25 protein-coding genes are annotated in these 26,222 nt (G+C 65.4%); 22 read left to right on the top strand and 3 right to left on the bottom strand.

The features are described from left to right. Positions 1–7: 7 nt before the first annotated feature. The 9 genes from argS (at position 8) to prmC (ending at position 11,734) form a co-directional block, all read left to right on the top strand. On the top strand, positions 8–1,657 hold the full coding sequence (argS, locus tag ACX3O0_RS08165; RefSeq protein ID WP_459093493.1) for an arginine--tRNA ligase: 1,650 nt from the start codon (positions 8–10) through the stop codon (positions 1,655–1,657). A 2-nt stretch (positions 1,658–1,659) separates the two neighbouring features. Further along, entirely contained in the window at positions 1,660–2,376 is a 717-nt protein-coding gene (locus ACX3O0_RS08160) for an LmeA family phospholipid-binding protein (RefSeq protein ID WP_459093494.1), read from the top strand. A 121-nt stretch (positions 2,377–2,497) separates the two neighbouring features. Continuing rightward, positions 2,498–3,910: a diaminopimelate decarboxylase gene (gene lysA / locus ACX3O0_RS08155; protein WP_459108462.1), complete on the top strand. Its 1,413-nt coding sequence runs from the start codon at positions 2,498–2,500 to the stop codon at positions 3,908–3,910. Then, the gene (locus ACX3O0_RS08150) at positions 3,907–5,226 is read left to right on the top strand and encodes a homoserine dehydrogenase (RefSeq protein WP_459093495.1); all 1,320 of its coding nucleotides are present in this window, start codon (positions 3,907–3,909) and stop codon (positions 5,224–5,226) included. Before lysA ends, ACX3O0_RS08150 begins: the two co-directional genes overlap by 4 nt. After that, complete coding sequence (gene thrC, locus ACX3O0_RS08145) at positions 5,226–6,308, top strand: threonine synthase (RefSeq protein ID WP_459093496.1); 1,083 nt, start codon at positions 5,226–5,228, stop codon at positions 6,306–6,308. Before ACX3O0_RS08150 ends, thrC begins: the two co-directional genes overlap by 1 nt. Continuing rightward, positions 6,305–7,252 carry a homoserine kinase gene (gene thrB, locus ACX3O0_RS08140; RefSeq protein WP_459093497.1) on the top strand — a complete coding sequence of 316 codons (948 nt, stop codon included), beginning with the start codon at positions 6,305–6,307 and terminating at the stop codon, positions 7,250–7,252. The genes thrC and thrB overlap by 4 nt, the downstream gene beginning before the upstream one ends. A gap of 189 nt (positions 7,253–7,441) precedes the next feature. Beyond that, a complete protein-coding gene (rho, locus tag ACX3O0_RS08135) occupies positions 7,442–9,682 on the top strand; it encodes a transcription termination factor Rho (protein WP_459107389.1) in 2,241 nt (746 codons plus the stop codon). 2 nt (positions 9,683–9,684) lie between these two features. Next, positions 9,685–10,764 carry a peptide chain release factor 1 gene (gene prfA / locus ACX3O0_RS08130; protein WP_459093498.1) on the top strand — a complete coding sequence of 360 codons (1,080 nt, stop codon included), beginning with the start codon at positions 9,685–9,687 and terminating at the stop codon, positions 10,762–10,764. Positions 10,765–10,849: 85 nt separating this feature from the next. After that, positions 10,850–11,734 carry a peptide chain release factor N(5)-glutamine methyltransferase gene (gene prmC, locus ACX3O0_RS08125; protein ID WP_459107388.1) on the top strand — a complete coding sequence of 295 codons (885 nt, stop codon included), beginning with the start codon at positions 10,850–10,852 and terminating at the stop codon, positions 11,732–11,734. 114 nt (positions 11,735–11,848) lie between these two features. Here the strand turns inward: prmC and ACX3O0_RS08120 are convergent, their stop codons facing one another. Beyond that, positions 11,849–13,225 carry an L-serine ammonia-lyase gene (locus ACX3O0_RS08120; protein WP_459107387.1) on the bottom strand — a complete coding sequence of 459 codons (1,377 nt, stop codon included), beginning with the start codon at positions 13,223–13,225 and terminating at the stop codon, positions 11,849–11,851. A gap of 161 nt (positions 13,226–13,386) precedes the next feature. On the opposite strand from ACX3O0_RS08120, the gene ACX3O0_RS08115 reads away from it, so the two are divergent. The 12 genes from ACX3O0_RS08115 to ACX3O0_RS08060 all read left to right on the top strand — a co-directional run bounded on the left by ACX3O0_RS08115 (position 13,387) and on the right by ACX3O0_RS08060 (position 23,528). Then, the gene (locus ACX3O0_RS08115) at positions 13,387–14,040 is read left to right on the top strand and encodes an L-threonylcarbamoyladenylate synthase (protein WP_459107386.1); all 654 of its coding nucleotides are present in this window, start codon (positions 13,387–13,389) and stop codon (positions 14,038–14,040) included. 2 nt (positions 14,041–14,042) lie between these two features. Further along, a complete protein-coding gene (locus ACX3O0_RS08110; RefSeq protein WP_459108461.1) occupies positions 14,043–15,266 on the top strand; it encodes an MraY family glycosyltransferase in 1,224 nt (407 codons plus the stop codon). After that, positions 15,263–15,700, top strand: coding sequence for a hypothetical protein (locus ACX3O0_RS08105; RefSeq protein WP_459107385.1), 438 nt, complete (start codon positions 15,263–15,265; stop codon positions 15,698–15,700). The genes ACX3O0_RS08110 and ACX3O0_RS08105 overlap by 4 nt, the downstream gene beginning before the upstream one ends. 94 nt (positions 15,701–15,794) lie before the next feature. Continuing rightward, on the top strand, positions 15,795–16,625 hold the full coding sequence (gene atpB / locus ACX3O0_RS08100) for a F0F1 ATP synthase subunit A (RefSeq protein WP_459093611.1): 831 nt from the start codon (positions 15,795–15,797) through the stop codon (positions 16,623–16,625). 46 nt (positions 16,626–16,671) lie between these two features. Continuing rightward, the gene (gene atpE / locus ACX3O0_RS08095; RefSeq protein WP_459093504.1) at positions 16,672–16,905 is read left to right on the top strand and encodes an ATP synthase F0 subunit C; all 234 of its coding nucleotides are present in this window, start codon (positions 16,672–16,674) and stop codon (positions 16,903–16,905) included. Positions 16,906–16,914: 9 nt separating this feature from the next. After that, the gene (locus tag ACX3O0_RS08090; protein ID WP_459093505.1) at positions 16,915–17,499 is read left to right on the top strand and encodes a F0F1 ATP synthase subunit B; all 585 of its coding nucleotides are present in this window, start codon (positions 16,915–16,917) and stop codon (positions 17,497–17,499) included. Positions 17,500–17,501: 2 nt separating this feature from the next. Further along, on the top strand, positions 17,502–18,299 hold the full coding sequence (locus ACX3O0_RS08085; RefSeq protein WP_459093506.1) for a F0F1 ATP synthase subunit delta: 798 nt from the start codon (positions 17,502–17,504) through the stop codon (positions 18,297–18,299). A 52-nt stretch (positions 18,300–18,351) separates the two neighbouring features. Beyond that, on the top strand, positions 18,352–19,989 hold the full coding sequence (gene atpA, locus ACX3O0_RS08080; protein ID WP_459093507.1) for a F0F1 ATP synthase subunit alpha: 1,638 nt from the start codon (positions 18,352–18,354) through the stop codon (positions 19,987–19,989). Positions 19,990–20,023: 34 nt separating this feature from the next. Next, on the top strand, positions 20,024–20,923 hold the full coding sequence (locus tag ACX3O0_RS08075) for a F0F1 ATP synthase subunit gamma (protein ID WP_459093508.1): 900 nt from the start codon (positions 20,024–20,026) through the stop codon (positions 20,921–20,923). A gap of 25 nt (positions 20,924–20,948) precedes the next feature. Next, positions 20,949–22,457, top strand: a complete 1,509-nt coding sequence (gene atpD / locus ACX3O0_RS08070; protein ID WP_459093509.1) for a F0F1 ATP synthase subunit beta — start codon at positions 20,949–20,951, stop codon at positions 22,455–22,457. A 2-nt stretch (positions 22,458–22,459) separates the two neighbouring features. After that, a complete protein-coding gene (locus tag ACX3O0_RS08065) occupies positions 22,460–22,726 on the top strand; it encodes a F0F1 ATP synthase subunit epsilon (RefSeq protein WP_459107384.1) in 267 nt (88 codons plus the stop codon). Positions 22,727–22,763: 37 nt separating this feature from the next. Then, a complete protein-coding gene (locus ACX3O0_RS08060; protein WP_459107383.1) occupies positions 22,764–23,528 on the top strand; it encodes a YaaA family protein in 765 nt (254 codons plus the stop codon). Between the two features lie 88 nt (positions 23,529–23,616). On the opposite strand, the gene ACX3O0_RS08055 is transcribed toward ACX3O0_RS08060, so the two are convergent. Continuing rightward, a complete protein-coding gene (locus tag ACX3O0_RS08055; protein WP_459107382.1) occupies positions 23,617–24,120 on the bottom strand; it encodes a methylated-DNA--[protein]-cysteine S-methyltransferase in 504 nt (167 codons plus the stop codon). 156 nt (positions 24,121–24,276) lie between these two features. Between ACX3O0_RS08055 and ACX3O0_RS08050 the strand changes: the two genes are divergently transcribed. Then, positions 24,277–25,251, top strand: coding sequence for an aldo/keto reductase (locus ACX3O0_RS08050; protein WP_459107381.1), 975 nt, complete (start codon positions 24,277–24,279; stop codon positions 25,249–25,251). Between the two features lie 31 nt (positions 25,252–25,282). On the opposite strand, the gene ACX3O0_RS08045 is transcribed toward ACX3O0_RS08050, so the two are convergent. Beyond that, the gene (locus ACX3O0_RS08045) at positions 25,283–26,182 is read right to left on the bottom strand and encodes an NADP-dependent oxidoreductase (RefSeq protein ID WP_459107380.1); all 900 of its coding nucleotides are present in this window, start codon (positions 26,180–26,182) and stop codon (positions 25,283–25,285) included. Positions 26,183–26,222 lie beyond the last annotated feature (40 nt).

Genomic DNA, 26,222 nt, shown 5'->3' with positions numbered 1-26,222 from the left:
TTCTGAAGTGACTCCAGCCGAACTTTCCGCCGCAATCCTCCGCATCGTGGCCCCCGCGGTCGCAGCCCGTGACGACTCGATCACCATAGCCATCGACGACGTGCTGCTGGAGCGGCCCAAGAACCGCGACCACGGCGACTGGGCCTCCAACATCGCGATGAAGCTTGCCGGTCGCCTCGGGATCAACCCGCGCGAGCTCGCCGCTGAGTTCGCTGAAGGCATCCGCACCATCGATGCCGTCGCATCCGTCGACGTCGCGGGCCCCGGTTTCATCAACATCACGCTGGATGCCGCTGCGGCAGGTGCCGTCGCGAAGGCGATCGTGGAGGCTGGCGACAGCTACGGCAACAACGACGCACTCGCCGGCCAGACCATCAACCTCGAGTTCGTGTCCGCGAACCCGACCGGGCCGCTGCACATCGGGCACACCCGCTGGGCCGCCCTCGGCGATTCGATCGCCCGCGTGCTGACCGCATCCGGTGCCCGCATGGTCAGCGAGTTCTACATCAACGACGCCGGCAACCAGATGGACAACTTCGGAGCATCCATCACCGCGGCGCTGAAGGGGGAGCCGACCCCCGAGAACGGCTACCCGGGCCAGTACATCGCCGACCTGGCCGCGAAGGTCAGCGAACTGCACCCGAACATCCTGGAACTGCCGGCGGATGACGCACTCGCCATCGCGCGCGAAACCGGCTACCAGCTTCAACTGGCCGAGATCCGTGAATCCCTTGAGCGGTTCAACGTGAACTTCCACGTCTGGTTCAGCGAGCGCAGCCTGCACGAAGGCGATCCCAGCCCGGTGCAGTCCGCCGTCAAACGGTTGCGTGCACAGGGCCACGTCTACGACAAGGACGGTGCGGTCTGGGTTCGCACCACCGAATTCGGCGACGACAAAGACCGGGTGATCCGCCGCGCCAACGGCGTCTACACCTACTTCGCCTCGGACGCCGCCTATTACCTGGACAAGGGCGACCGCGGCTTCGCGCACAAGATCTACCTGCTCGGCGCCGACCACCACGGCTACGTGCACCGCCTCAAGGCGCTCGCCGGTGCTGCCGGGGATGACCCGGAAACCGACGTCGAGATTCTCATCGGGCAGCTGGTGAGCATCAACGGGGCGCGCCTGTCGAAGCGCGCCGGAAACGTCATCGAGCTGAACGACCTGCGGGAGTGGCTGGGCACGGATGCCCTGCGCTACTCGCTCGGACGCTACCCGGCGGACTCTCCCCTCACCCTCGACCCCGAACTGCTGCGCAAGCGCACCAACGACAACCCGGTCTTCTACGTGCAGTACGCTCACGCGCGCACCCATTCGGTCTCGAAGAATGCGGCGTCGCTCGGCGTTGACCGTTCGGTGTTCGTCCCTGAACAGCTCACCCACGAGACCGAGAACAACCTGGTAGGCATCCTGGCCGGGTTCCCGCGCGTCGTCGCCCAGGCGGCGGAGCTGCGCGAACCGCATCGGATCGCCCGTTACAGCGAAGAGCTCGCTGCCGCCTACCACCGCTGGTACGACGTCTGCCGCGTTACGCCACTGGGTGACGAGGCGGTCAGCGACCTGCACCGCACCCGACTGTGGGTCAACGACGCCACCGGTCAGGTGCTGAGGAACGGTCTCCGCCTGCTCGGCGTCAGTGCACCGGAGCGGATGTGACTGTGAGCGAAAGGGCCGGCGGCAGAAGCGGCAGTGCTGTCGACGACGGTGACTTCGGCGGACTGTTCGTCGAGTCGGACGTGCGAGTGTCGCGCAAGCGACGTGGTGTGACCGCGATAGTCGTCGTCGTGATCCTCGCCATCCTGGCGGGTATAGCGGTCTGGGCGGACGGTGCGGCCAGGGCTGCTGCGGAAGACGTGGTCGCATCGGAGCTTGCAGACCGTCTTCCGGCTAGCGCCGGGCCCACGCAGGCGACGATCGGCGGATTTGCCTTCTTACCGCAGTTCTTCTCCGGCACCCTGGACGAACTCGACGTATCGTTCTCGCTCGACGCGGAATCCATCCTCGCGCTCGCCGGCGGAACTGACGCGGCGTCAGGGTTGCAGTTCGCCGACGGTGTCATGACCAAGGTGGGCACGGTTGCGTTCCTCGGACTCGAGATCGGGTACACGGTCACACTGGAACCCAGCGTCGAGGGAGGAGCGATCGTGCTGACACCGACCGCGGTCGAAGCGAACGCCGATAACGCCTCAGTCGACCTCAGCCAGCTCATCGACCTGAGTGCGCTCACCGTCCGTGCCTGTGCCGCCAGCCGCCTGCCGGAAAGCCTGGACCTGACCAGCGTCGAGGTTGTCGGCTCCGAGCTGCACTTCGCGGTGTCCGGCCAGGAGGTTCCGGTCAACCTGTCCGAGCTGCGCACGCGCGGCAGCTGCGAATAACCCCGCCCCAGCTAACCCGGGCACGGCTCCAGCCCATACAATTCATAGGGTCAGGAACCACGCCCGGTTCACCACAACAAACCGCGACAGCTTCGAGGTTCCCCTTTTGTCCGAAGACTTGCTGCACGGCAACCCCCTTGCCCCCCAGTGGCTTCAGGTTCCGTCGGACCCGAACGCGTTGGCACCGGCTGTGTGGTCACGGAACGCCGCCCGCAACGGGGTGGGCGCGATCGACGTCGCCGGCGTTTCGGCAGTCGAGCTGGCCAGGCAGTTCGGCACGCCGCTCTACGTCATCGACGAAGCGGATGCCCGTGCCCGCGCCCTTCACGCTCGCACCGCGTTCGACCGGGAGTTCGCCCGCGTCGGCAGCGCCGCCCGCGTCTACTACGCGGGTAAGGCGTTCCTCTCATCCGAGGTCGCCCGCTGGGTGACTGAGGCGGGACTGCACCTGGATGTCGCCAGCGGGGGAGAGCTGGCCGTCGCCCTGGCCGCCGGTGTGGACCCGAGCCTGATCGGGCTTCACGGCAACAACAAGTCGGTCGCCGAGATCGACCGCGCCGTGGCATCCGGTGTCGGCGTGATCATCATCGACAGCCTCATCGAGATCGAGCGGATCGCGGATGCCGCACGGCACCATGGCAGGCACCAGCCCGTTCGCCTCCGGGTCAACAGCGGCGTGCACGCCCACACCCACGAATACCTGGCCACCGCGCGGGAAGACCAGAAGTTCGGGATCGCGCTGACGGATGCCCCGGATGCGGTGGCGATCATCCGCGCCCACAGCGAACTGGAATTCCTCGGGCTCCACTGCCACATCGGCTCCCAGATCTTCGAGACCGACGGATTCGCCGAGTCGGCCAGGCGGCTCATGGCCGTGCACGCCCAACTTCTGCAGGACGGGCCGGTTCCGGAGCTCAACCTGGGCGGTGGTTTCGGTATCGCCTACACGAACTCTGATGCGGCCCTGTCTTTCGACGAGATCGCCGCAGCCCTGGCGAACATGGTCGCGGCGGAGGCCGAGCGCCTCGGCGTGCCGGTGCCGGTCGTCGCCGTGGAACCCGGCCGGGCGATCATCGGCCCCGCCGGTTTCACGCTGTACGAAGTCGGCACCATCAAGGACGTGCTCGTCGATGGCTCGGCCGTCAGGCGGTATGTCAGCATCGACGGCGGCATGAGCGACAACGCACGAACCGCCCTCTACGGCGCCGACTACTCGGCGCGCATCGCCAACCGGGTGTCGGATGCCGCACCTGCCTTGTCGCGCGTGGTCGGCAAGCACTGCGAGAGCGGCGACATTGTGGTCGACGCCGAGTACCTGCCGGCCGACGTCACACCAGGCGACCTGCTGGCAGTCCCGGCGACCGGTGCGTACTGCTTCTCCCTGGCGAGCAACTACAACTACCTCACCCGGCCCGCGGTCGTCGCGGTCCGCGACGGATCCGCTCGCGTGATCGTGCGCGGCGAGACCGAATCCGATCTGCTGGCCCGCGACGCCGGACTATCGACCCCAACCCCGAACGGAATGACCACATGATCGAGTACCGGAACCTGCGAATCGCCGTCTTGGGAGCAGGTGCGGTCGGCGCTCAGGTGGTGCGCCTGCTGCTCGAGCAGGGTGACGACCTTGCCGGTCGCGCCGGTGCCGGGCTGGAGCTGGTCGGCGTCGCGGTGCGCAACCTCGACGCGCCCCGCACCGCGGACATCCCGCGCGACCTGCTGACCACCGACGCCGAGTCGCTGATCCTCGGAGCCGACGTGGTCATCGAACTGATGGGCGGCATCGAGCCGGCCCGCAGCCACATCCTGCAGGCGCTCAATTCCGGGGCGGATGTCATCACCGCCAACAAGGCGCTCATCGCCACCCACGGCCCTGAACTGTTCGCGGCCGCCGAGCAGGTCGGCGCGCAGATCTACTACGAGGCAGCAGTTGCCGGTGCCATTCCGATCATCCGCCCGCTGCGTGACAGCCTGGCCGGCGACCGGGTCAAGCGCATCCTCGGCATCGTCAACGGCACGACCAACTTCATTCTTGACCGGATGGACTCGGAGGGCGACAGCATGGAGGCCGCACTGGCTGCTGCGACCGAGCTCGGCTATGCCGAGGCCGACCCGACCGCAGACGTGGAGGGCTATGACGCCGCGCAGAAGGCGGCCATCCTCGCCAGTCTGGCGTTCCACACGACTGTGCCGATCGAGAGCGTCCACCGGGAGGGAATCACCTCGGTGACGGCCGACCAGGTCGCGGCCGCCCGCAGCGCCGGTTACGTCATCAAGCTCCTCGCCATCTGCGAGCGGCTGACGGATGCGAGCGGCACCGAGGGCGTGAGCGCGCGGGTGTACCCGGCGCTGGTTCCCCGCTCCCACCCGCTCGGCAACGTGCGTGAGGCGAAGAATGCGGTGTTCATCGAGGCGGAATCGGCTGGCGACCTGATGTTCTACGGCGCGGGCGCCGGCGGCAAGGAGACCGCATCCGCGGTTCTCGGCGACCTGGTCTCCGCCGCCCGTCGTCACGTGGTCGGTGGCCCAGGCGTCGCAGAGTCGACCCATGCCAACCTGGCAGTGCTCCCGATCTCCAGCGTCACCACGCGCTACCAGATCACCCTCGAGGTGATCGACCAGCCCGGAGTGCTCTCCCGCATCGCCGCGCTGTTCAGCGACCATGGGGTCTCGGTGGAGACGGTGGCGCAATCGGTTCGCCCGGTCGGTCGTGGAGAGGCCGCGGCCACCGCTACCCTTGTAATCGGTACTCACGAGGCATCCGAAGCAGACCTGTCGGCCACAGTCGAAGGTCTCGAGCGCAACGACGTTGTCAGCTCTATCACTTCTGTTTTGCGAGTGGAAGGTTTGTAATGGCCCACCAGTGGCGCGGAGTCCTCCGCGAGTATGCCGATCGTCTCGATGTGACGGATGCCACGCCGATCGTCTCGCTGGGGGAGGGCGGCACACCGCTCATCCCGGCACCCGCGCTGTCCGCGCGCACCGGCGCGAAGGTCTTCGTCAAGTACGAGGGCATGAACCCGACCGGGTCGTTCAAGGATCGTGGCATGACCATGGCGGTGTCGAAAGCCGTAGAGGCCGGTGCCCGCGCGGTCATCTGCGCGTCGACCGGAAACACCTCGGCATCGGCCGCCGCCTACGCCACCCACGCCGGCATCACCTCTGCCGTCCTGGTGCCGGAAGGCAAGATCGCGATGGGCAAGCTGGCTCAGGCCATCGCCCACAACGCACAATTGCTGCAGGTGCAGGGCAACTTCGACGACTGCCTCGAGATCGCCCGCGAGCTGGCGGACAACTACCCGGTGCACCTGGTCAACTCGGTCAACAATGACCGCATCGAGGGGCAGAAGACGGCGGCATTCGAGGTCGTCGAAGTGTTGGATGACGCTCCGGACTTCCACATCGTGCCGGTCGGGAACGCGGGCAACTACAGCGCATACTTCCGCGGTTACAGCGAAGAACTCGAGCGCGGACGCACCACCAGGCTGCCACGGATGTTCGGATTCCAGGCCGAGGGCAGCGCACCGATCGTACTGGGCCACATCGTCACCGAGCCCGACACCATCGCCAGCGCCATCCGCATCGGAAACCCGGCATCCTGGCAGTTGGCGATCCAGGCACATGAGACCAGCAATGGCTACTTCGGCGCCATCTCCGACAAGCTGATCCTGGAAGCACACCGCATCCTCTCCGCCGAGGTCGGCATCTTCGTGGAGCCGGCCTCCGCGATCAGCGTCGCCGGCCTCCTGGAGCGGTCGGCTGCAGGCGAGATTCCGCAGGGAGCGACCGTCGTGCTCACCGTCACCGGGCACGGGTTGAAAGACCCGCAGTGGGCGTTGCGTACAGCAGACGGCTCCGACGTCACGCCGACGATCGTGCCGGTCGACACGGACGAGATCGCCGGCGTGCTCGGCTTGGCGAAGAACAGCGCATGACCACCACCGTTTCGTCGCTCATTGGGCGAACGGTCACGGTGAAAGTCCCGGCAACCACAGCCAACCTCGGTCCAGGGTTCGACACCCTCGGCCTCGCCCTGTCCTTGTACGACGAGCTGACCGTGACGGTTCGCGAACAGCCGGGCGTCCTGGTTCGGGTGAGCGGTGTCGGCGAGGGTGAGGTGCCGACCGACGAGACCAACCTCGTCGTGCAGTCGATCGGAGCCACACTGGCCAGGTTCGGCCAGGAGCTCCCCGGCCTCGACGTCGTGGCCACCAATTCGATTCCGCATGGGCGGGGACTCGGGTCATCCGGTGCCGCCATCGTCTCCGGCGTCATGGCGGCCAAGGGCCTCCTCGACGGCATCGTGGAGTTGGATGCCGAAACGCTGCTCGCGATCGCCAGCGAACTCGAGGGGCATCCAGACAACGTCGCCCCGGCCCTGTTCGGTGGGCTCACCATCGTGTGGACAGCGGATGATCGGCCACAGCACAAGAAGCTGATGGTGCACCGTGGTGTCTCACCACTGATCTGCGTGCCGGAGAGCACGATGTCGACCGCTCTCGCCAGGAGCCTGCGCCCGGCATCCGTCCCGCACGAGGATGCGATCTTCAATGTCTCGCGCTCGGCACTGCTGATCGCTGCACTGATCCAGAGCCCGGAACTGCTGCACGCGGCGACCGAGGACAAACTCCACCAGAGCTACCGGGCCAGCGCCATGCCCGATACGGCTGCCCTGATCGACGAGTTGCGGTCGGCCGGTCACGCGGCCGTGGTTTCCGGCTCAGGCCCGTCCATCCTGGTGCTGTGCAGCGACCCTGCCCAGCGCCTTCAGGCGGCCGAAATGGTGCGGCAACACACCGCAGCGCGCTGGCAACCGCTCATGCTGGCCGTCGACTTCAAAGGTGCTACAGTGAATTTGCACCCAGCCGAATCCGGCTAGTCGCGGCCAGCGGGCAACAGCCAACTGGCCAGGCCCAGGGTTGCACAATCACTAGCATCGCCTCATCTGTCGCTTACCCTGCGCATCCGCACAGACCAGTAGCCGCGATGGGCGTCTAGCTCTCCGACAAATCCCCCCGCGCGTTCATTGTTCACGCTGGCGGAAAGCTCGGAGAAAGGAATCCTCTTAGTGACTGATCCCACTGCTCGTGCCATGAGGCCGAGTTCACGCGCCGACCTGGCTGCCCTGCGCCTTCCTGAGCTTCAGGCTCTGGCTGCAGAACGCGGTATCACCGGCGCATCCAAACTTCGTAAAGGAGACCTCGTGAACGCAATCGACGAGAACCAGAACACCCCGACGGATGGCGCAGCAAGCGCCGCCGATTCAGCAGGCACCACCACCACTGCAGACCCGCAGCAGGCTCCGGCAGCATCCGCTGCGCCGGCCACGAAGCGTGCACCGCGCCGCGCCACGGCGACCGCTGGTGTCGTGACCACGACAGTGCAGCCAACGAAGGCCCAGCCTGCCGAGTCGGCACAGCCTGTCGAGTCAGCGCAGCCGTCCGAGGCGGCTCAGTCGCCTGCACCGGCACAGGCGCCGGCCGGCGACGAGCCGGCAGCGACCGATACCGCCGACGCTGCGCCCAAGCGCACCCGCAAGGTCGCGCCGAAGCGGGCCGCAGAGCACGCCAACGGTGGCGAGACCGCCGCCCCGACCCCGGTTGCCGCCAGCGGCTCGGAGTCTGCCGACGACACAGCCGGCCAGGCAGCGTCGTTGAACGAAGCCAAGCACGACGACGCCAAGCAGGGCACCAAGCAGGGCACCAAGCAGGGGGCCGGCCAGGACAAGCGCGATTCGGCGAAGAAAGACTCGAAGCAGGCCAAGCACGACGACCAGGTCTCCGATGAGGCCGGCTCGCGCGACTTGTCCGAAGATGACGGTGCTAACCAGAACGGTGCTAACCAGAACGGCGACAGCCACGGCGATGAGGACGGTTCCGATCGTCCTTCGCGCAACTCCCGTGGACGCGGCCGTGGCCGCAACGGTGGCGACCGCCAGAAGTCGGATGGCGACGACCAGCAGGGCGAGGGCGGCCGTCAGCGTCGTCAGCAGGGTGACCGTCAGCAGGCTGATCGCCAGCAGGGTGACCGTGACCGCCAGGGTGACCGTGACCGCCAGGATGGCGACGAGCGCGGAGGCCGCGGACGCTACCGCGACCGCAAGCGGCGCGGCCAGGGCGGCGGCGACGAGTTCGAGCCGGAGATCACCGAAGATGACGTGCTCATCCCGGTGGCCGGCATCCTCGACGTCCTCGACAACTACGCCTTCGTGCGCACCAGTGGCTACCTGCCCGGAAACAACGATGTCTACGTCTCGCTCGGCCAGGTCAAGAAGTACAACCTGCGCAAGGGTGACGCCGTCGTCGGCGCCATCCGCCAGCCGCGCGACAACGAGAACAGCGGTCGCCAGAAGTACAACGCGATCGTCAAGATCGACTCGATCAACGGACTCCCAATCGAGCAGGCCGGTGAGCGGGTCGAATTCGGCAAGCTCACACCGCTCTACCCGTCGGAGCGCCTGCGCCTCGAGACCGAGCACCAGAAGCTGACCACCCGCATCATCGACCTGGTGTCGCCGATCGGCAAGGGCCAGCGCGGACTCATCGTGTCGCCCCCGAAGGCGGGCAAGACGCTCGTGCTGCAGGCGATCGCCAACGCCATCGCCAAGAACAACCCCGAGGTGCACCTCATGGTCGTGCTGGTGGATGAGCGTCCAGAAGAAGTCACGGACATGCAGCGCACCGTCAAGGGTGAGGTCATCGCATCCACCTTCGACCGTCCGGCAGAAGACCACACCATGGTCGCCGAGCTCGCCATCGAGCGTGCCAAGCGCCTCGTCGAGCTCGGCCACGACGTTGTCGTGCTGCTCGACTCGATCACCCGACTGGGGCGTGCATACAACCTGGTCGCGCCGGCATCCGGTCGCATCCTCTCCGGTGGCGTCGACTCTGCGGCCCTCTACCCGCCGAAGCGTTTCTTCGGTGCCGCGCGCAACATCGAAGACGGTGGCTCGCTCACCATCCTCGCCACCGCGCTGGTCGAGACCGGCTCCAAGATGGACGAGGTCATCTTCGAGGAGTTCAAGGGCACCGGCAACATGGAGCTCCGCCTGTCGCGCCAGCTGGCCGACAAGCGCATCTTCCCTGCTGTGGACGTGAACGCATCCGGAACCCGCCGCGAGGAGATGCTCATGGGCGTCGACGAGGTCAAGGTCACCTGGAAGCTGCGGCGCGCACTTGCCGGCCTCGAGCAGCAGCAGGCGCTCGAGATCGTTCTCGGCAAGCTCAAGGAGACCAACTCCAACGTCGAGTTCCTCATGCAGATCCAGAAGTCCCTCCCGGGCGCCGCGAGCGCGGGCAAGGACGACTAACCGTGTTCGAGTCAGTAGCGGTGCTGCTGGCCGAGCATGAGGATCTGCAGACGCAGCTGTCGGATCCCGCCGTTCACGCGGACGCGGCCAGGGCCAAGAAGATCAACCGGCGGTATGCCGAACTGAGCCAGATCAAGGCAGCGCACGAGCATTGGCTGCAGGCGGCCGACGACCTCGCGGCAGCGCGGGAACTGGCGAAGGAGGACGACGCTTTCGCCGCCGAGATCCCGGCCATGGAAGAGTTGCTGGTGACTACGCAGGAGAAACTGCGCCGCCTGCTCATCCCGCGTGACCCAGACGACGGTCGCGACGTGATCATGGAGATCAAGGGTGGCGAGGGCGGCGCCGAGAGTGCGTTGTTCGCCGCCGACCTGCTGCGCATGTACCTGCACTACGCGGAGTCGAAGGGGTGGAAGACGGAACTGCTGGAGCGCACCGAGAGTGACCTCGGTGGCTACAAGGATGTTCAGGTCGCGATCAAGTCGAACGCCTCTGACCCCTCGCAGGGCGTGTGGGCGCACCTCAAGTACGAGGGCGGCGTTCACCGTGTGCAACGGGTGCCTGCCACGGAGTCGCAGGGGCGTATCCACACCTCCACCACTGGCGTTCTGGTGTTTCCCGAAGTGGACGCCCCGGAGGAGGTCGAGATCAGTCAGAACGACCTGAAGATCGACGTCTACCGCTCCAGCGGTCCCGGTGGGCAATCAGTCAACACCACGGACTCCGCCGTGCGGATCACCCACCTTCCGACCGGCATCGTCGTCGCCATGCAGAACGAGAAGAGCCAGCTGCAGAACCGTGAAGCCGGCATGCGGGTCCTCCGTGCGCGCATCCTGGCCAAGCAGCAGGAAGACCAGGCGGCCCTCGACAGCGTCGCGCGCAAGAGCCAGATCCGCACCATGGACCGGTCCGAGCGCATCCGCACCTACAACTTCCCGGAGAACCGCATCGCGGACCACCGCACCGGGTACAAGGCGTACAACCTCGACACCGTGATGGACGGCGCTCTTGAGCCGGTCATCCAGTCGTGTATCCAGTTCGATGAGGAAGCACGCCTGGCCGACATCGGCGATCAGTCCTGACCGAGCATCGGTCAGGCAACTCAGGCTGGTCGATCCGAAAGGCTGGTCGAGCTTGTCGAGACCCGCGGCCAAGGAGAATCAGCCTGTGACTACCACCATCGCCGTACTCCGCACCGAGGCGCTCGAGCAGCTCGCCATCGCCGGCATCGAATCCGCTGACGTTGATGCCGAGCTGCTGATCGGCCACGCGCTGGGCGTCAGTCGCGGCGAGGTGCAGGCGAAAGCGGTGACCGGGGCGGCCGTCTCCGCTGAGGACGCAGCGAACATCCGGATGCTGGTGGCCCGTCGCGAGGCACGCGAACCGCTGCAGCACATCACCGGGCGTGCGCCGTTCCGCAACCTCGAACTGGCGGTCGGTCCCGGCGTCTTCGTGCCCCGGCCCGAGACCGAGCAGGTCGTGCAGTTCGCGATCGATGCGCTGTGGGCGATCCCGTCCGAGCATCCGATCGCTGTCGACCTCGGTTCTGGCAGCGGGGCGATCGCGTTGGCCATGGCGACGGAGGTTCCGCACTCCGTTGTCTACGCAGCGGAGAACTCCCCGGAGGCGTTCCCGTGGACGTCCAGAAACTTCGAGGAGACCGGCGCAGTGAACGCACACCTCGTGTTCGCTGACCTTGCGGATGCCTTCCCAGAACTCGATGGAACCGTCGACGTTGTCATCTCCAACCCTCCCTACATCCCTGCCGAGGCGATTCCGCGCGACCCGGAGGTTCGACTGTTCGATCCGGAGCACGCCCTCTACGGGGGAGCCGATGGTCTGGATGCTGTGCGCAAGGTGTCACAGACCGGACTCCGACTCCTGCACAGCGGTGGCACCCTGGTGATCGAGCATGGCGAGCTTCAGGCTGCGGAAATCGCCGCACTGCTGCGCGCCGACGGCTGGGCTGCCGTCGCTTCACACCGCGACCTGCTCGGTCGCGACCGCGCCGCGACCGCCCTCCGCCGAGCCGCGACTCCCTCGCAGCGTTGAGTCGATCTGCCGCTCGTGCCAAGGAGGGAAAACGTCACCGACCTGGGAAAAAGTTCCCTCTTTCGCTGAGGTCTTCGCAAAAGAGCCCTCAATTGCGCCAGGCGAAAGAGCGACTCAGCACTCGACGACGTTGACGGCGAGTCCGCCCTCGCTGGTCTCCTTGTATTTGGTCATCATGTCCACCCCGGTCTGGCGCATGGTCTCGATGACCATATCGAGGGAGACGATGTGGGTCCCGTCGCCGTGCAGTGCGAGCCTTGCCGCCGATACCGCAGTGGAGGATGCGATCGCGTTCCGTTCGATGCAGGGGATCTGGACGAGTCCGCTGACCGGGTCGCAGGTCAGCCCCAGGTGGTGCTCCATGGCGATTTCGGCGGCATTCTCGACCTGCTCAGGCGTTCCGCCGAGCACCGCACAGAGGCCAGCGGATGCCATCGCGCAGGCGGAGCCGACCTCGGCCTGACATCCGCCCTCCGCACCGGAAATCGAGGCGTTCGCCTTGGCCAGCGACCCGATTGCAACAGCGGTGAGCAGGTAGTTGCGGATGCCTTCCGCGTCTGCCCCTGGAACGAACCGAAGGTAATAGTGGCCGACAGCGGGGATGATCCCGGCGGCCCCATTGGTGGGTGCCGTGACGACTCGCCCGCCCGCGGCGTTTTCCTCATTGACCGCCAGCGCGAACGCGTGGAGCCACTCGGTGGAAGTGTCCCGTTCGCGCTGCGGCAGCTTGTCGTAGAGGTCCAGGGTGGCGCGCACCGCGCCGGCCCGCCGTTTAACCCCGAGTCCGCCCGGGAGTGTGCCGTCGGCATTCAGCCCGGCCTCGACACAGGTGTGCATGGCCGCCCAGATGGCGTCCAGCCCGGCGTTCAGCTTCTCGGCGCCGTGAACGGCTTCCTCGTTCGCCCTGGCGATACCGCTGATGCTCAGTCCGGTCTCGCGGCAGAGCGCGAGCAGTTCGGCACCGGAAGAATAGGGGTAGGGCTGGGAGATGGGCGACTCGGTGGTGGTGGGGTCCCCGTCGCGGCGGATGAAGCCGCCTCCGATGGAGTAATAGGTCTCCTCGTAGATGGGGAGCGCATCCGCCTCGCTCCAGGCCGACAAGGTCAGGGCGTTGGGGTGGCCCGGCAGCCGGGTGCGCGGGACGAGCGACACGTCGTCCTTGCTGATGGCGATTTCGTGGACTCCGGCGATCTTGAGGGTGGCGCCCTCCGCGAGGTTCATCCACGCTCCTCGCACGTCATCCGGCTCGCAACTTTCGGGGCGGAATCCGGCGAGGCCGGCCAGCACGGCATCCGGGGTGCCATGCCCCAGCCCGGTCGCGCCCAGGGAACCGTAGAGGGAGCAGGTGACTCGCGTTACGGACTGGAGGTTGCCGGTGGCGACCAGGTTCTCGGCAAACGCTCGCGCCGCCCTCATCGGGCCCACCGTGTGGGAGCTGGATGGACCGATCCCGATGGAGAACAGGTCGAGGGCAGAGACATACGCGGTCATGGCTGTATCGTACGGCGGCTGCCATTGCGGTTTTCTTGCTGGGATGGCGGTTTCTTGCGTGACGACCGATTTTCCGACGTTTATCGTCCGTGCCTTCGACACTGGCAACGCCCGCGGGCTCAGGGTCGCGTTCTCGGCGGCCAAGTAGGATGGCTACCGACATGGCGACCATTCACGACTGCTCGAACCCCGACGAGCTCCTCACCGGCATGCGGCTCGCCAGAGTGGCGATCGGTCGCGGGGAGCTCGTGGTACTGCCGACCGACACGGTCTACGGTGTTGCAGCCGACGCCTTCAACCCGGCCGCTGTCCAGCGCCTTCTCGACGCGAAGGGGCGCACCAGGCAGTCCCCGCCGCCGGTGCTGATTCCGGGCATTCCGACCCTGGATGCCCTGGCCAGCGAGGTGCCGGACCAGGTGCGTGCCCTGGTTGCCGCGTTCTGGCCGGGCGGCCTGACGGTCATCCTCCCCGCCAGGGACTCGTTGCAATGGGACCTCGGCGAGACCGGTGGCACGGTGGCGTTGCGGATGCCCGACAATCGTGTCGCGCTCGAACTGCTCTCGGAGACCGGCCCGCTCGCCGTCTCCTCCGCCAACCTCACCGGCGAGCTGGCTGCAACGACCGCCGCAGCGGCGCAGGCGATGCTGGGCGACTCCGTCGCCGTCTACCTCGACGGCGGTGCCGGGGGAGCGGCCGGCTCGACCATCGTCGACGCGACCGGCCTGCTCAAGGAGGGTGGCGAGCTGACGATCGTGCGCCACGGCGTCATCTCGGACGAAGCCATTTCGGAGGTCATCGGCAGGGCGGACGAATGAGAATCGTCTTCTACGCGCTCGCCGGCGGAATCTCCGCCATCGTGACCTTCAGCCTTGCCATCGCCATCTACAAGCTGAGCAACCGGTACCGCCTCTACCCCAAGATCCGGGAACGCGACGTCCACACCAGCCCGACTCCGAGGCTGGGTGGAGTGGCGATGTTCCTCGGCATCCTGGTCGCGTTCGGTGTGGCGTCCCAGCTCCCGCAATTCCAGGTGGTCTTCGCCAACCCGGGTCCGGTCCTGGCCATCCTGGCTTCCGCGGCACTGATCGTGATCATCGGTGTGGCCGACGACCTCTGGGACCTCGACTGGCTCACCAAGCTCACCGGCCAGATTCTCGCTGCGGGCATCCTCGCCTGGCAGGGCGTTCAGCTCGTGACGGTGCCCATCGGCGGAGTCACCGTGGTGCCCCCGGTGATCGGCCTCGTCGTGACGGTGTTCGCGGTCGTGCTGGTGATGAACGCGGTCAACTTCATCGACGGCCTCGACGGCCTCGTCGCCGGTGTCGCGATCATCGCCAACATCGTGTTCTTCGTCTACTGCTACATCCTCACCACCAGCATCGGCGAGTCGGAGTACTTCAACATCGCATCCCTGATCACCGCGGTCCTGATTGGTGCGTGCGTCGGCTTCCTGCCGCTCAACTGGCATCCGGCGAAGATCTTCATGGGGGACGCCGGCGCCCTACTCGTCGGGCTCATGATGGCAGCGTCGGCGATCTCGGTGACCGGGTCGGTCGACCCATTCACCCTCGTCTCTTCGCGGCAGCTGCTTCCCGCATTCATCCCGATCCTCCTGCCACTGGCGATCCTGGTGATGCCGCTGCTCGACTTCTCCCTGGCGGTCAGCCGCCGACTGCGTGCAGGCAAGTCGCCGTTCTCCGCCGACCGCAAGCACCTCCACCATCGCCTGCTTGACATGGGCCACACCCACTTCCAGGCGGTACTCATCTTCTATAGCTGGACGGCCGTCTTCGCTATCGGCACCCTGCTGTTCGTGTTCGTCCCGAACGTCCACAACGGGGTGGCGATCGGCTTCATCGCCGTCGGGTTCATTGTCAGTGCCTGGTTCACCGTCGCACCGATGACCAAGCGCAAACGGCAGGAACTCGACGTCCAGTCGATGAGTGCCGACCAGCCTGGTTCGATGATCGCCGCCCAGCTCGACCCACTGGATGCCGCATCCGCCAATTCCTCTACCCCTTCCGACCAGGAGACCCCATGACCGCCGCCCCCATCCTGAAGAAGGTGCTCCTCTACGGCGCCATCCTCGCCGTCGCCATTGCCGTGATCGGTTCGATCGTCGGCTACGTGACCGTCGGATCGGTCGGGATCTCCAGCGCATTGATCGGCACCGTGATGGCGGTCGTCTTCCTCGCCATCACCGCGCTGAGCATCCTGGTGGCGGGGAAGTACAGCCTGGGGGCCTTCTTCGGCATCGTCATGGGTGCCTGGTTGCTCAAGTTCGTGCTGTTCCTCGTGCTCATCTTCATCCTCAAAGACCAGCCGTGGCTCAACGCCCAGGTCATGTTCCTGAGCATCGTCGCAGCAGTCGTCGGGACGCTCGTCGTTGACGTCGTGGTCGTGGCCAGGTCGCGGATGTCGTACGTCAGCGACATCGAACTGCCGGGCGACGACAAGCCGGCACAGCGGGGCTGACGACCGTTCATGGGCGCCGAAATCTCTTGATAGAGTTTCTAACGGACATCCCACCCATTCTCTCGCCGCGTGGTTGCACGCCCCGATCTTGGAGATAGAGCTGCTAGTAAACGCTCTCACCGCATTGATCCCGTTCGCCACCGATGGCGGTCACGAGGATGGTGGCTTCCACCCACCCACGATCATGGAGTTCTTCCCCGACGTGGTGCTCTTCGACGGCACGATCTTCGCCATGAACCGCATCATGATGATGCGCTTGCTGGTCGCCGTCCTCATCTGCGTGCTCTTCTGGCTCGGCACCCGCAAGATGACCCTGGTGCCCGGCCGCGGCCAGTCTCTGGTGGAGATGGGGCTCTCCTTCGTGCGCAAGAGCATCGCTCACGACCTGCTGGGTGAAAAAACCGGCGACCGCTTCCTGCCGGTCCTGACGACCATTTTCTTCATGGTACTTGGGATGAACCTCACCGGAATCATCCCGGGATTGAACATTGCCGGTACATCCGTCATCGGCATTCCCCTGCTCCTGGCCGTGATCGCCTATGGCGTGTTCATCTACGCGGGCCTCAAGCAGAACCCGAAGGCGTTCATCCGCAACTCCCTGGTCCCGCCCGGGGTTCCCAAAGCCCTGATGCCGCTGATCGCCGTGATCGAATTCATCTCGACCTTCATCCTGCGACCGATTACGCTCACCCTTCGACTTTTGATGAACATGGTGGTCGGACACCTCCTGCTGGTGCTGTTCTTCGCTGCCACGCAGTTCTTCATCTTCACGGCGGGGGGCTGGTATTCCCTCTTCGGCATCGGCACCTTCGCCTTCGGCCTGGCATTCACGTTGTTCGAGATCCTGATCATCGTGCTGCAGGCATACATCTTCACCCTTCTCACTGCCGTCTACATTCAGTTGGCAGTGCTCGAAGAACACTAGATCCGGCACCCGTCGAATCTGCTCATTACGGAAGGAAACACCCAACGTGGATGTAACTAACATCGCTGAACTGTCCGGCAATATCGCGACGGTCGGTTACGGTCTCGCCGCTGTCGGCCCCGGTATCGGTATCGGCATCGTCGTCGGCAAGACCATCGAGTCCGTCGCACGCCAGCCAGAACTGCAGGGTCGCCTCACGGTGCTCATGTACATCGGTATCGCCTTTACCGAGGCGCTGGCGTTCATCGGTATCGCGACGTACTTCATCTTCACCAACTAAGGAATCTCTATGCTTCACGCACTGATTCACGCCGCAGCCGAAGGGGAGGCGGCGCCCAACCCGCTGTTCCCTGCGGCCTATGACATCTTCTGGTCGGCGATCTGCTTCCTGCTGATCCTCGGCGTCTTCTGGTGGAAGGTGCTGCCGGCGCTGAAGAAGCTGCTGGATGAGCGTGCCGAGGTCATCGAGGGCGGCATCGCCAGGGCTGAGAACGCCCAGGCCGAGGCCGCCGAGCAACTGGAGAAGTACAACGAACTCCTCAAGGAAGCTCGCTCCGAAGCAGGCAAGATCCGCGAGCAGGCGCGCCTTGACGGCACCAAGATCCTGAGCGAACTGAAAGAGCAGGCATCCGCTGAGGCTGCCCGCATCACCTCGTCAGCAGTTGCGCAGATCGAGGCGGAACGTCAGGCAGCCCTCGTCTCCCTCCGAGCCGAAGTGGGCAGTCTTGCTCTCGACCTCGCCTCCGGCGTGATCGGGCAGAGCCTGTCCGACGACAAGAAGGCATCGAAGCTCGTTGACAGCTTCCTGGCCGACCTTGAGTCGTCCGACAGGCGTGCAGTGAGTTCATCCTCGACGAGCAAGGTGAGCAAGTAGTAATGGGATCAACGACCAGGGACGCTCTTGCCGCGTCGAAAGCGGCTCTGGCCGCGATCAGCGGCACGGTAGATCTGGCCATCGCGGAACAACTCCTGTCCGCCGGTCGCATCATCGGGGACTCCAGCCAGCTCCAATCGGTCCTGAGCGACCCGGCCACCGAGCCAGACACAAAGGTCGCTGCGTTGAAGGCCGTCTTCGGATCGTCCATCAGCTCACCGGTTTTCGGGATTCTCGGCACGGTGGCGGCAAACCGCTGGTCGTCAGAGGATGACCTGCTGGCCGGCATCGAGGAACTCGGACTGCGTGCGGCGGCGGACTCCGCTGAGGCGGGCACCGACATCGAGGGCGAGCTCTTCGCGTTCGGCAAGACGGTCGCCTCCAGCGCGGAACTCGAGTTGGCCATCAGCAGCAAGCTCGGCGACGCGACCTCCAAGGTCACGTTGATCGACCGCTTGCTCTCGGGCAAGGTGTCCCCGCAGTCGTTGACCATCCTGCGCCACCTGGTACGCCAGCCCCGAGGCCGTCGCATCAACTCGCTGGTGCGCAACGCAGCGGCAATCGTGGCGGACCAGACCGGTCACGCCATCGCCACCGTCACCACGGCAACGCCCATTGCTGCAGATCAGCTCGCACGGCTGCAGTCCGGCCTCTCGGCCAGCTACGGCCGTCAGCTGAGGGTCAACCTGGTCGTGGACCCGTCCCTGGTCGGCGGCGTCCGTGTGCAGATCGGTGACGACGTCATCGACGGCAGCGTCGCATCCAGGCTCAAGGAACTCAGACTTCAACTCGCTGGCTAACAGCGCCACATCCGTCGGTGCTGGATTGCACCGCGAAGACAAGGAAACGCAAATGGCAGACGTAACGATCAGCCCGGACGAGATCCGCGATGCTCTGAAGGACTTCGTCAAGTCCTACGACCCCACCAAGGCAACCAAGACCGAGGTCGGGTATGTGGTGGATGCCGCGGACGGCATCGCCCACGTCGAGGGCCTTCCCGGCGTGATGGCCAACGAGCTCATCAAGTTCGCCGACGGCACGCTGGGCCTCGCCCTGAGCCTCGACGAGAGCGAGATCGGTGTCGTCATCCTCGGTGAGTTCAGCGGCGTCGAGGCCGGCCAGGAAGTCACCCGCACCGGTGAGGTTCTCTCCGTGCCGGTCGGCGACAGCTACCTGGGCCGCGTGGTCGACCCGCTCGGCAACCCGATCGACGGCCTCGGCGAGATCAAGACCACCGAGCGCCGTGCGCTCGAGCTCCAGGCCCCGGGCGTCATGGCCCGCAAGTCGGTGCACGAGCCGATGCAGACCGGCATCAAGGCGATCGACGCGATGATCCCGATCGGCCGCGGACAGCGCCAGCTGATCATCGGTGACCGCCAGACCGGAAAGACCGCCCTGGCGATCGACACGATCATCAACCAGAAGGCCAACTGGGAGTCAGGCGACACCAACAAGCAGGTTCGCTGCATCTACGTCGCCATCGGCCAGAAGGGCTCGACGATCGCCGCCGTCCGCGGTGCGCTCGAGGCCGCAGGCGCCATGGAGTACACCACCATCGTCGCCTCGCCGGCCTCCGACCCGGCCGGCTTCAAGTACCTCGCCCCGTACACCGGTTCGGCCATCGGCCAGCACTGGATGTACGACAGCAAGCACGTGCTCATCGTCTTCGATGACCTGTCCAAGCAGGCCGAGGCCTACCGTGCCGTGTCGTTGCTGCTGCGTCGTCCGCCGGGCCGTGAAGCCTACCCGGGTGACGTCTTCTACCTGCACTCCCGCCTGCTCGAGCGTTGCGCCAAGCTGTCCGACGAGCTCGGTGCCGGGTCGATGACCGGCCTGCCGCTCATCGAGACCAAGGCGAACGACGTGTCCGCCTACATCCCGACCAACGTGATCTCGATCACCGACGGCCAGATCTTCCTCCAGTCCGACCTGTTCAACGCCAACCAGCGTCCAGCGGTCGACGTGGGAATCTCGGTTTCCCGTGTCGGTGGTGACGCGCAGGTGAAGTCGATCAAGAAGGTCTCCGGAACCCTGAAGCTCGAGTTGGCCCAGTACCGCTCGCTGCAGGCGTTCGCGCTGTTCGCGTCCGACCTGGATGCGGCCAGCCGCCGCCAGCTTGCACGCGGTGAGCGACTCACCGAGCTGCTCCGCCAGCCGCAGTACTCGCCGTATCCGGTCGAAGACCAGGTCGTCGCCATCTGGGCCGGCACCAACGGCAAGCTGGATGAGGTTCCGGTGGAAGACATCCTGCGTTTCGAGCGCGAGCTGCTCGACTACCTGGGTCGCAACACCAAGGTGCTCGACACGCTGCGTGAGACGAACGTCCTCACCGACGAGACCGTCGCCGACCTGGATGCCGCCGTCGACAAGTTCAAGCTGGAGTTCCAGACCGGTGAGGGCAAGCCGCTTGCCTCAGCCGGCAAGGAGGTCTTCGAAGAGCTTGAAGAAGAAGACGTCAACCAGGAGCGCATCGTCAAGGGCAAGCGCTAAGCGCTGACCGCAGAACCAGGACAGAGAGAGAAACATGGGATCGCAACTTCGGGTCTACCGGCAGAAGATTCGTTCTGCCCAGACGACCAAGAAGATCACCCGAGCCATGGAGTTGATCGCAGCATCGCGCATCAACAAGGCGAAGGCCCGGATGGCAGCATCCGCTCCATATTCGCGCGCCATCACGCGCGCGGTATCCGCTGTCGCCACCTTCTCGAACGTCGACCACGTGCTCACCACCGAGCCGGAAACGGTCGAACGGGCAGCTGTCGTCATCTTCTCGTCCGACCGCGGACTGGCCGGCGCGTTCAACGCGAACGTGCTGCGTGAGGCTGAGGAGCTGTCGACACTGCTGCGCAGCCAGGGCAAAGACGTCGTCTACTACCTGGTCGGGCGCAAGGCGGTCGGGTACTTCAACTTCCGCAAGCGCGCATCGGTCGACAACTGGGTCGGTGGAACAGACAACCCGGAGTTCGATACGGCGAAGGAGATCGGTGACGCCCTGGTGTCGTCCTTCGTGACTCCGGCGGCCGAGGGTGGTGTCGACGAGATCCATATCGTCTACAACCGCTTCGTCAGCATGCTCACGCAGACGCCGGAAGTCGTGCGGCTGCTTCCGCTCGAAGTGGTCGAGGGGATCGAGGAGCCTGAAGGCAACGAGATCTTCCCGCTGTACGAGTTCGAACCGGAGGTCGGCGATGTGCTCGACGCACTCCTGCCGGTGTACATCGAGAGCCGTATCTTCAACGCCATGCTGCAGTCGGCGACGGCCAAGCACGCCGCCACCCAGAAGGCGATGAAGTCGGCCAGCGACAATGCTGACAAGCTCATCACGGACTACACGCGCCTCGGAAACAACGCCCGCCAGTCCGAGATCACGCAGCAGATTTCAGAAATCGTGGGCGGAGCAGACGCCCTTTCAAGCTCGAAGTAAGTATCAGGAGAAACAGGGAAGCCCTATGACTACTACAACCCCAGCTTCAAAGAAGCCGGCAACCCGCAAGGCGCCGGCCAAAAAGGCCGCTGTGCCCGCGAAGCCGGTTGCCCCGGCCGCAATCGGTCGCGTCGCCCGAGTCAACGGCCCGGTCGTCGACATCGAGTTCGCACACGATGAGATCCCCGGTATCTACAACGCGCTGAAGTTGACGATCACCATCGCCGGCGAATCGCACGAGATCACCCTTGAGGTCGCACAGCACCTCGGTGACGACCTGGTTCGTGCCATCGCACTGAACCCGACCGACGGCGTCGTCCGTGGCCAGGAAGTGCGCGACACCGGCGAGCAGATCACCGTCCCGGTCGGTGATGTCACCAAGGGCAAGGTATTCAACGTCATCGGCGAGATCCTGAACGCTAAGCCCGGCGAGAAGATCGAGATCACCGAGCGCTGGCCGATCCACCGCAAGCCCCCGGCGTTCGACCAGCTCGAGTCGAAGACCGAACTGTTCGAGACCGGCATCAAGGTCATCGACCTCCTCACCCCGTACGTGCAGGGTGGAAAGATCGGCCTGTTCGGTGGTGCAGGTGTCGGCAAGACCGTGCTCATCCAGGAGATGATCCAGCGCGTCGCCCAGAACCACGGTGGTGTGTCGGTGTTCGCCGGTGTCGGTGAGCGTACCCGTGAGGGCAACGACCTCATCCACGAGATGGAAGAGGCGGGCGTCTTCGACAAGACAGCCCTCGTGTTCGGCCAGATGGACGAGCCGCCGGGAACGCGTCTTCGCGTCGCCCTGTCTGCACTGACCATGGCTGAGTACTTCCGTGACGTGCAGAAGCAGGACGTCCTGCTCTTCATCGACAACATCTTCCGCTTCACGCAGGCCGGCTCCGAAGTGTCGACCCTGCTGGGCCGCATGCCTTCTGCTGTTGGTTACCAGCCGAACCTGGCGGATGAGATGGGTATCCTCCAGGAGCGCATCACCTCGACGCGTGGCCACTCGATCACCTCGCTGCAGGCGATCTACGTTCCTGCTGACGACTACACCGACCCGGCCCCGGCGACCACCTTCGCCCACCTCGACGCCACGACTGAGCTCAGCCGTGAGATCGCGTCGAAGGGCCTGTACCCGGCCGTCGACCCGTTGACCTCGACCTCGCGCATCCTCGACCCGCGCTACCTGGGTGAGGACCACTACCGTGTGGCGACCAACGTCAAGCAGATCCTGCAGAAGAACAAGGAACTCCAGGAGATCATCGCCATCCTCGGTGTCGATGAGCTTTCCGAGGAAGACAAGATCACGGTTGCCCGTGCACGTCGCATCCAGCAATTCCTGTCGCAGAACACCTACATGGCGAAGAAGTTCACCGGTGTCGAGGGTTCGACCGTTCCGCTCAAGGACACCATCGAGTCGTTCGACGCGATCACCCGTGGTGACTTCGACACCGTCGCAGAGCAGGCATTCTTCAACGTCGGTTCCATCTCCGACGTCGAAGAGAAGTGGGCTCAGATCCAGAAGGAGAACGGCTAGCAATGGCCGGTCTCAACGTCAGTCTCGTCTCGGCCGACCACGAAGTGTGGTCGGGCGAGGTGAAGATGGTCGTCGCCCGTACCACTGAGGGCGAGATCGGGATCCTTCCCGGCCACGAACCGATGCTGGGCATCCTGTCGACCGGTGAGGTCCGCCTGACCCTGGGCGATGGCACGACCGTGACGGCTAACGCCGATGACGGCTTCCTGTCGGTGGAGCACGACACCGTCACCATTGTGGCGCGTCACGCTGCACTGGTAGAGCACTAAGCGCCTCCGGCGGCTTTCCGCCTTCTCTGCACGACTGATGCTTATTCTGCTGCCCCCGTCCGAGACCAAGCGGGACGGGGGAGTGGAAGGCACCGCTCTTGAGCTGGCGTCCCTGGCCTTTCCCGAGCTCGGGGCTGCTCGTCGGGCGGTCAGTGTCGAGCTGCGCAAGCTATCGGGCAACCTGACCACGATGGCGGCGGCGCTGAAGGTGGGCGCCGGCCAGCGTGATGAGCTTCTGCGCAATCGCGTGGTGCGCACGTCGCCGACCATGCCGGCGATCGATCGCTACACCGGTGTGCTCTACGACGCTCTGGGCGCCTCATCGTTGCCGGCGGATGCCCGGGACTTCGCGAGCGGTCATGTCGCCATCCACTCCGCCCTGTTCGGGCTGGTTGCCGCTGACGACCCGATACCCGCGTACCGGTTGTCCCACGACTCGCGCATGCCGACATTGTCGTTGAAAAAGGTGTGGCGTGAGCCGGTGTCCCGGGTGCTGGACGGCTACGAGGGCTTGATTCTCGACCTGCGGTCTGAGGCCTACGTGGCGCTGGGGCCGGCACCGTCCGGGCCACGCTCCTTCTACCTGCGGGTGGTCGCTGAGGGGAGCGACGGCGCCAAGCGGGCGCTCAACCATTTCAACAAGAAGGGCAAGGGCGAGTTTGTCCGCTCCGTGCTGCTGTCCGGTGTCGATCATCCGCACGTCGATTCGCTCCTCGACTGGGCGACGTCCTCCGGCCACGCTCTGGGCCCCGGCAAACCCGGCGAACTGCAGCTCGAAGTCGTGAACTCGCTGGCCGGTTGAGCCCGGTCCGAACAGGCCTGCACCACGCGTTCCCATTCCTGTTGCGCCTGGGCTGGTTTCCGGGCGGTTGCCCTGTCTGCGTGCGGGCCTAAGACCGGTGGACGATGCCCTCGTGGTCGAGGAGCCAAACCTTGGTCGGCACACCGTTCCCTCCGCTGTAGCCGGTGATCTTCCCGTTCGACGCGAGTACGCGATGGCAGGGCACGATGATCGGCAACGGGTTCGCGCCGACAGCGCCACCGACGGCGCGGCCGGCCGTCGCCCTCCCGGTTGCGGCACCCAGTTGCCCATACGTGGTGGCCTCACCCCAGGGGACCTCTGTCAGCCCACTCCAGATCTGGCGCTGGAACTCCGTGCCACGCGGAGCTGTCGGCAGGGCAAAGGTGTGACGCTTACCGGCGAAGTACTGCGACAACTGCTTCACCGCGCGATCGAGCACGCCGTTGCTGTTCTCGTCGAGCTCTTCCAGCGGAAGGTGGCCTTTCCGCTCGATGGTCAGCGAGGTAATCGACTTGCCGTCGCTGGTGAGTTCAAGGCGCCCGATCGGGCTGTCGACTCGACGGATGTACGTGGGGGAGGTGAGCTGTGCCATGGCTCGAGGCTAACGCCGGCAGCAGCCGGCGATTCGCCGGAGCGGTGCGGCCGGGGAGAGAGTTTCCGGTGGCGACAGTGGGGAGGAGGGGTGCGACAGTGGAGCGCGTCGGCGGGGGGCAGGTAGTGGATGCTTCGGGCGGAATAGAGTGGGTTCATGGCTGATATGGCGTACCGCAGACTCGGAAACTCAGGGCTCGTCGTGTCGACGATCGGGCTGGGATGCAACAACTTCGGTCGCGCGAAGACGCGAACCGAGACCCAGGAGGGAACGGATGAGGTGATCAGCGCCGCCATCGACGCCGGCGTGACCTTCTTCGATACGGCGGACATCTATGGCGCCGAACGCGGGCTCAGCGAAACGCTCATGGGCAACTCCCTGGCCGGCAGGCGGGATGACGTGGTGCTGGCCACCAAGTTCGGCATGGAGATGGACGGGCTCGCCGGCCCGGAATGGGAGGCGCGCGGCTCCCGCCGGTACATCCGGCGTGCCGTTGAGGCTTCCCTGCGGCGGCTCCAGACCGACTGGATCGACCTGTACCAACTGCATCAGCCCGACCCGCTCACCCCGATCGAAGAGACCCTGGCGACACTCGACGACCTCATCACCGAGGGGAAGGTCCGCTACATCGGCCACTCCAATCTCGCCGGCTGGCAGGTTGCAGAGGCCGAGTTCACCGCCCAGCTGAACGGGCATCCGAAGTTCATCTCCGCCCAGAACGAGTACAGCCTGATCGTCCGGGATGCGGAACTCGACCTGCTACCGGCCGTTCGCGCGTACGGGCTCGGCTTCCTGCCGTTCTTCCCCCTCTACAATGGATTGCTCACCGGCAAGTACCGGCGTGACTCCCAGCCGGCGGATGCTCGCATCACCGCTCAGAAGGCCCACCTCCTGGAGGATGCCCCCTGGGACGCACTGGAGGCCTACGAGGCCTTCTGCGCGGAGCGGGGAATCACGATGGTCGAGGCGACCTTCGCCTGGCTGCTCGCCCAGCCGAACCTCACCAGCGTGATCGCCGGTGCGACCAGCCGCGAGCAGGTCACCCAGAATGCGGCAGCCGGGACCGCGTGGACACCCGACGCCGATGAGGTCGAGCAGATCGGCGGCTTCTTCGACGCGGCGGCCGATTAGCGAACTCGCGTAGCCGAGGCCAGAGTGCGGGTTATGGGACGGTGAGAACGATCTTCCCCAGACCGTGGCCGGTTTCGAGCAGCCGGTAGGCATCCTGCACCTCGGAGAGCGGGAACGTTGCGAGGATGGGGAATTGCAGTTCACCGCTTGCCGCACTGTTCGCCAGCCAGGCGAGTTCCTCTGCAGTTTTCCCGCCGCCCCCCACCGTCTGGATGCCTAGTTCACCAGAATCAGCGATCGAGTTGATGCGCTCCGGGCGGATGCCCAACTCGAGACCGAGAAGCACACTGCTGCGCCCGTGGTTGTCGAGCATGGCGGTGTAACCGTGCGGCGAGGCATCACGAAGGCGCTGCAGCTCGCCCTCACCATAGGCGACCGGAATGGCGCCGATGCTTCGGAGGAACTCATGGTTCGAGGGACTGGCCGTGGCGATCACGGTTGCCCCGGTGGCCTTGGCGAACTGCACGGCAAGCAAGCCGACGCCCCCGGCTGCAGCCGAGATGAGAACCGTGTCTTTCGGACCGAGGCCGAGGGAGTGGCTGGAGCGCAGTGCAGTATTGCCGACCAGTCCGATCCCACCGGCGACTGCCCAATCGAGCGTTGCCGGCTTGGGGGCGACCCTCTCGCCCTTGACGACGACGTACTCGGCCTGGGCCGCGAAGGAGGTCCAGCCCAGTACTTCATCACCCACCGAAACGCCCGTCACATCGTCGCCGACCTGGTCGACGATTCCGGAGAACTCTGCCCCCTGTCCACTGGGCAGTTTTCGCTCCCCATAGACCGCGCGACGGGCTTTGGAATCGTAGGGGTTGAGGCCGGCTGCCTTGACGGCGACCCGGACCTGTCCGGCATCCGCTTGCGGTTCCGGAACATCGACGACCTGGAGCACCCCGACATCGCCATGCTCGGCATACTTGACGGCTAACGACATCCTGCGACCCCCACTGTTCGGTACTGAAACACCAGTTTAC

This window comes from Homoserinimonas sp. A447, from assembly GCF_054489325.1.
This window is presented reverse-complemented; position numbering and strand designations above follow the sequence as displayed.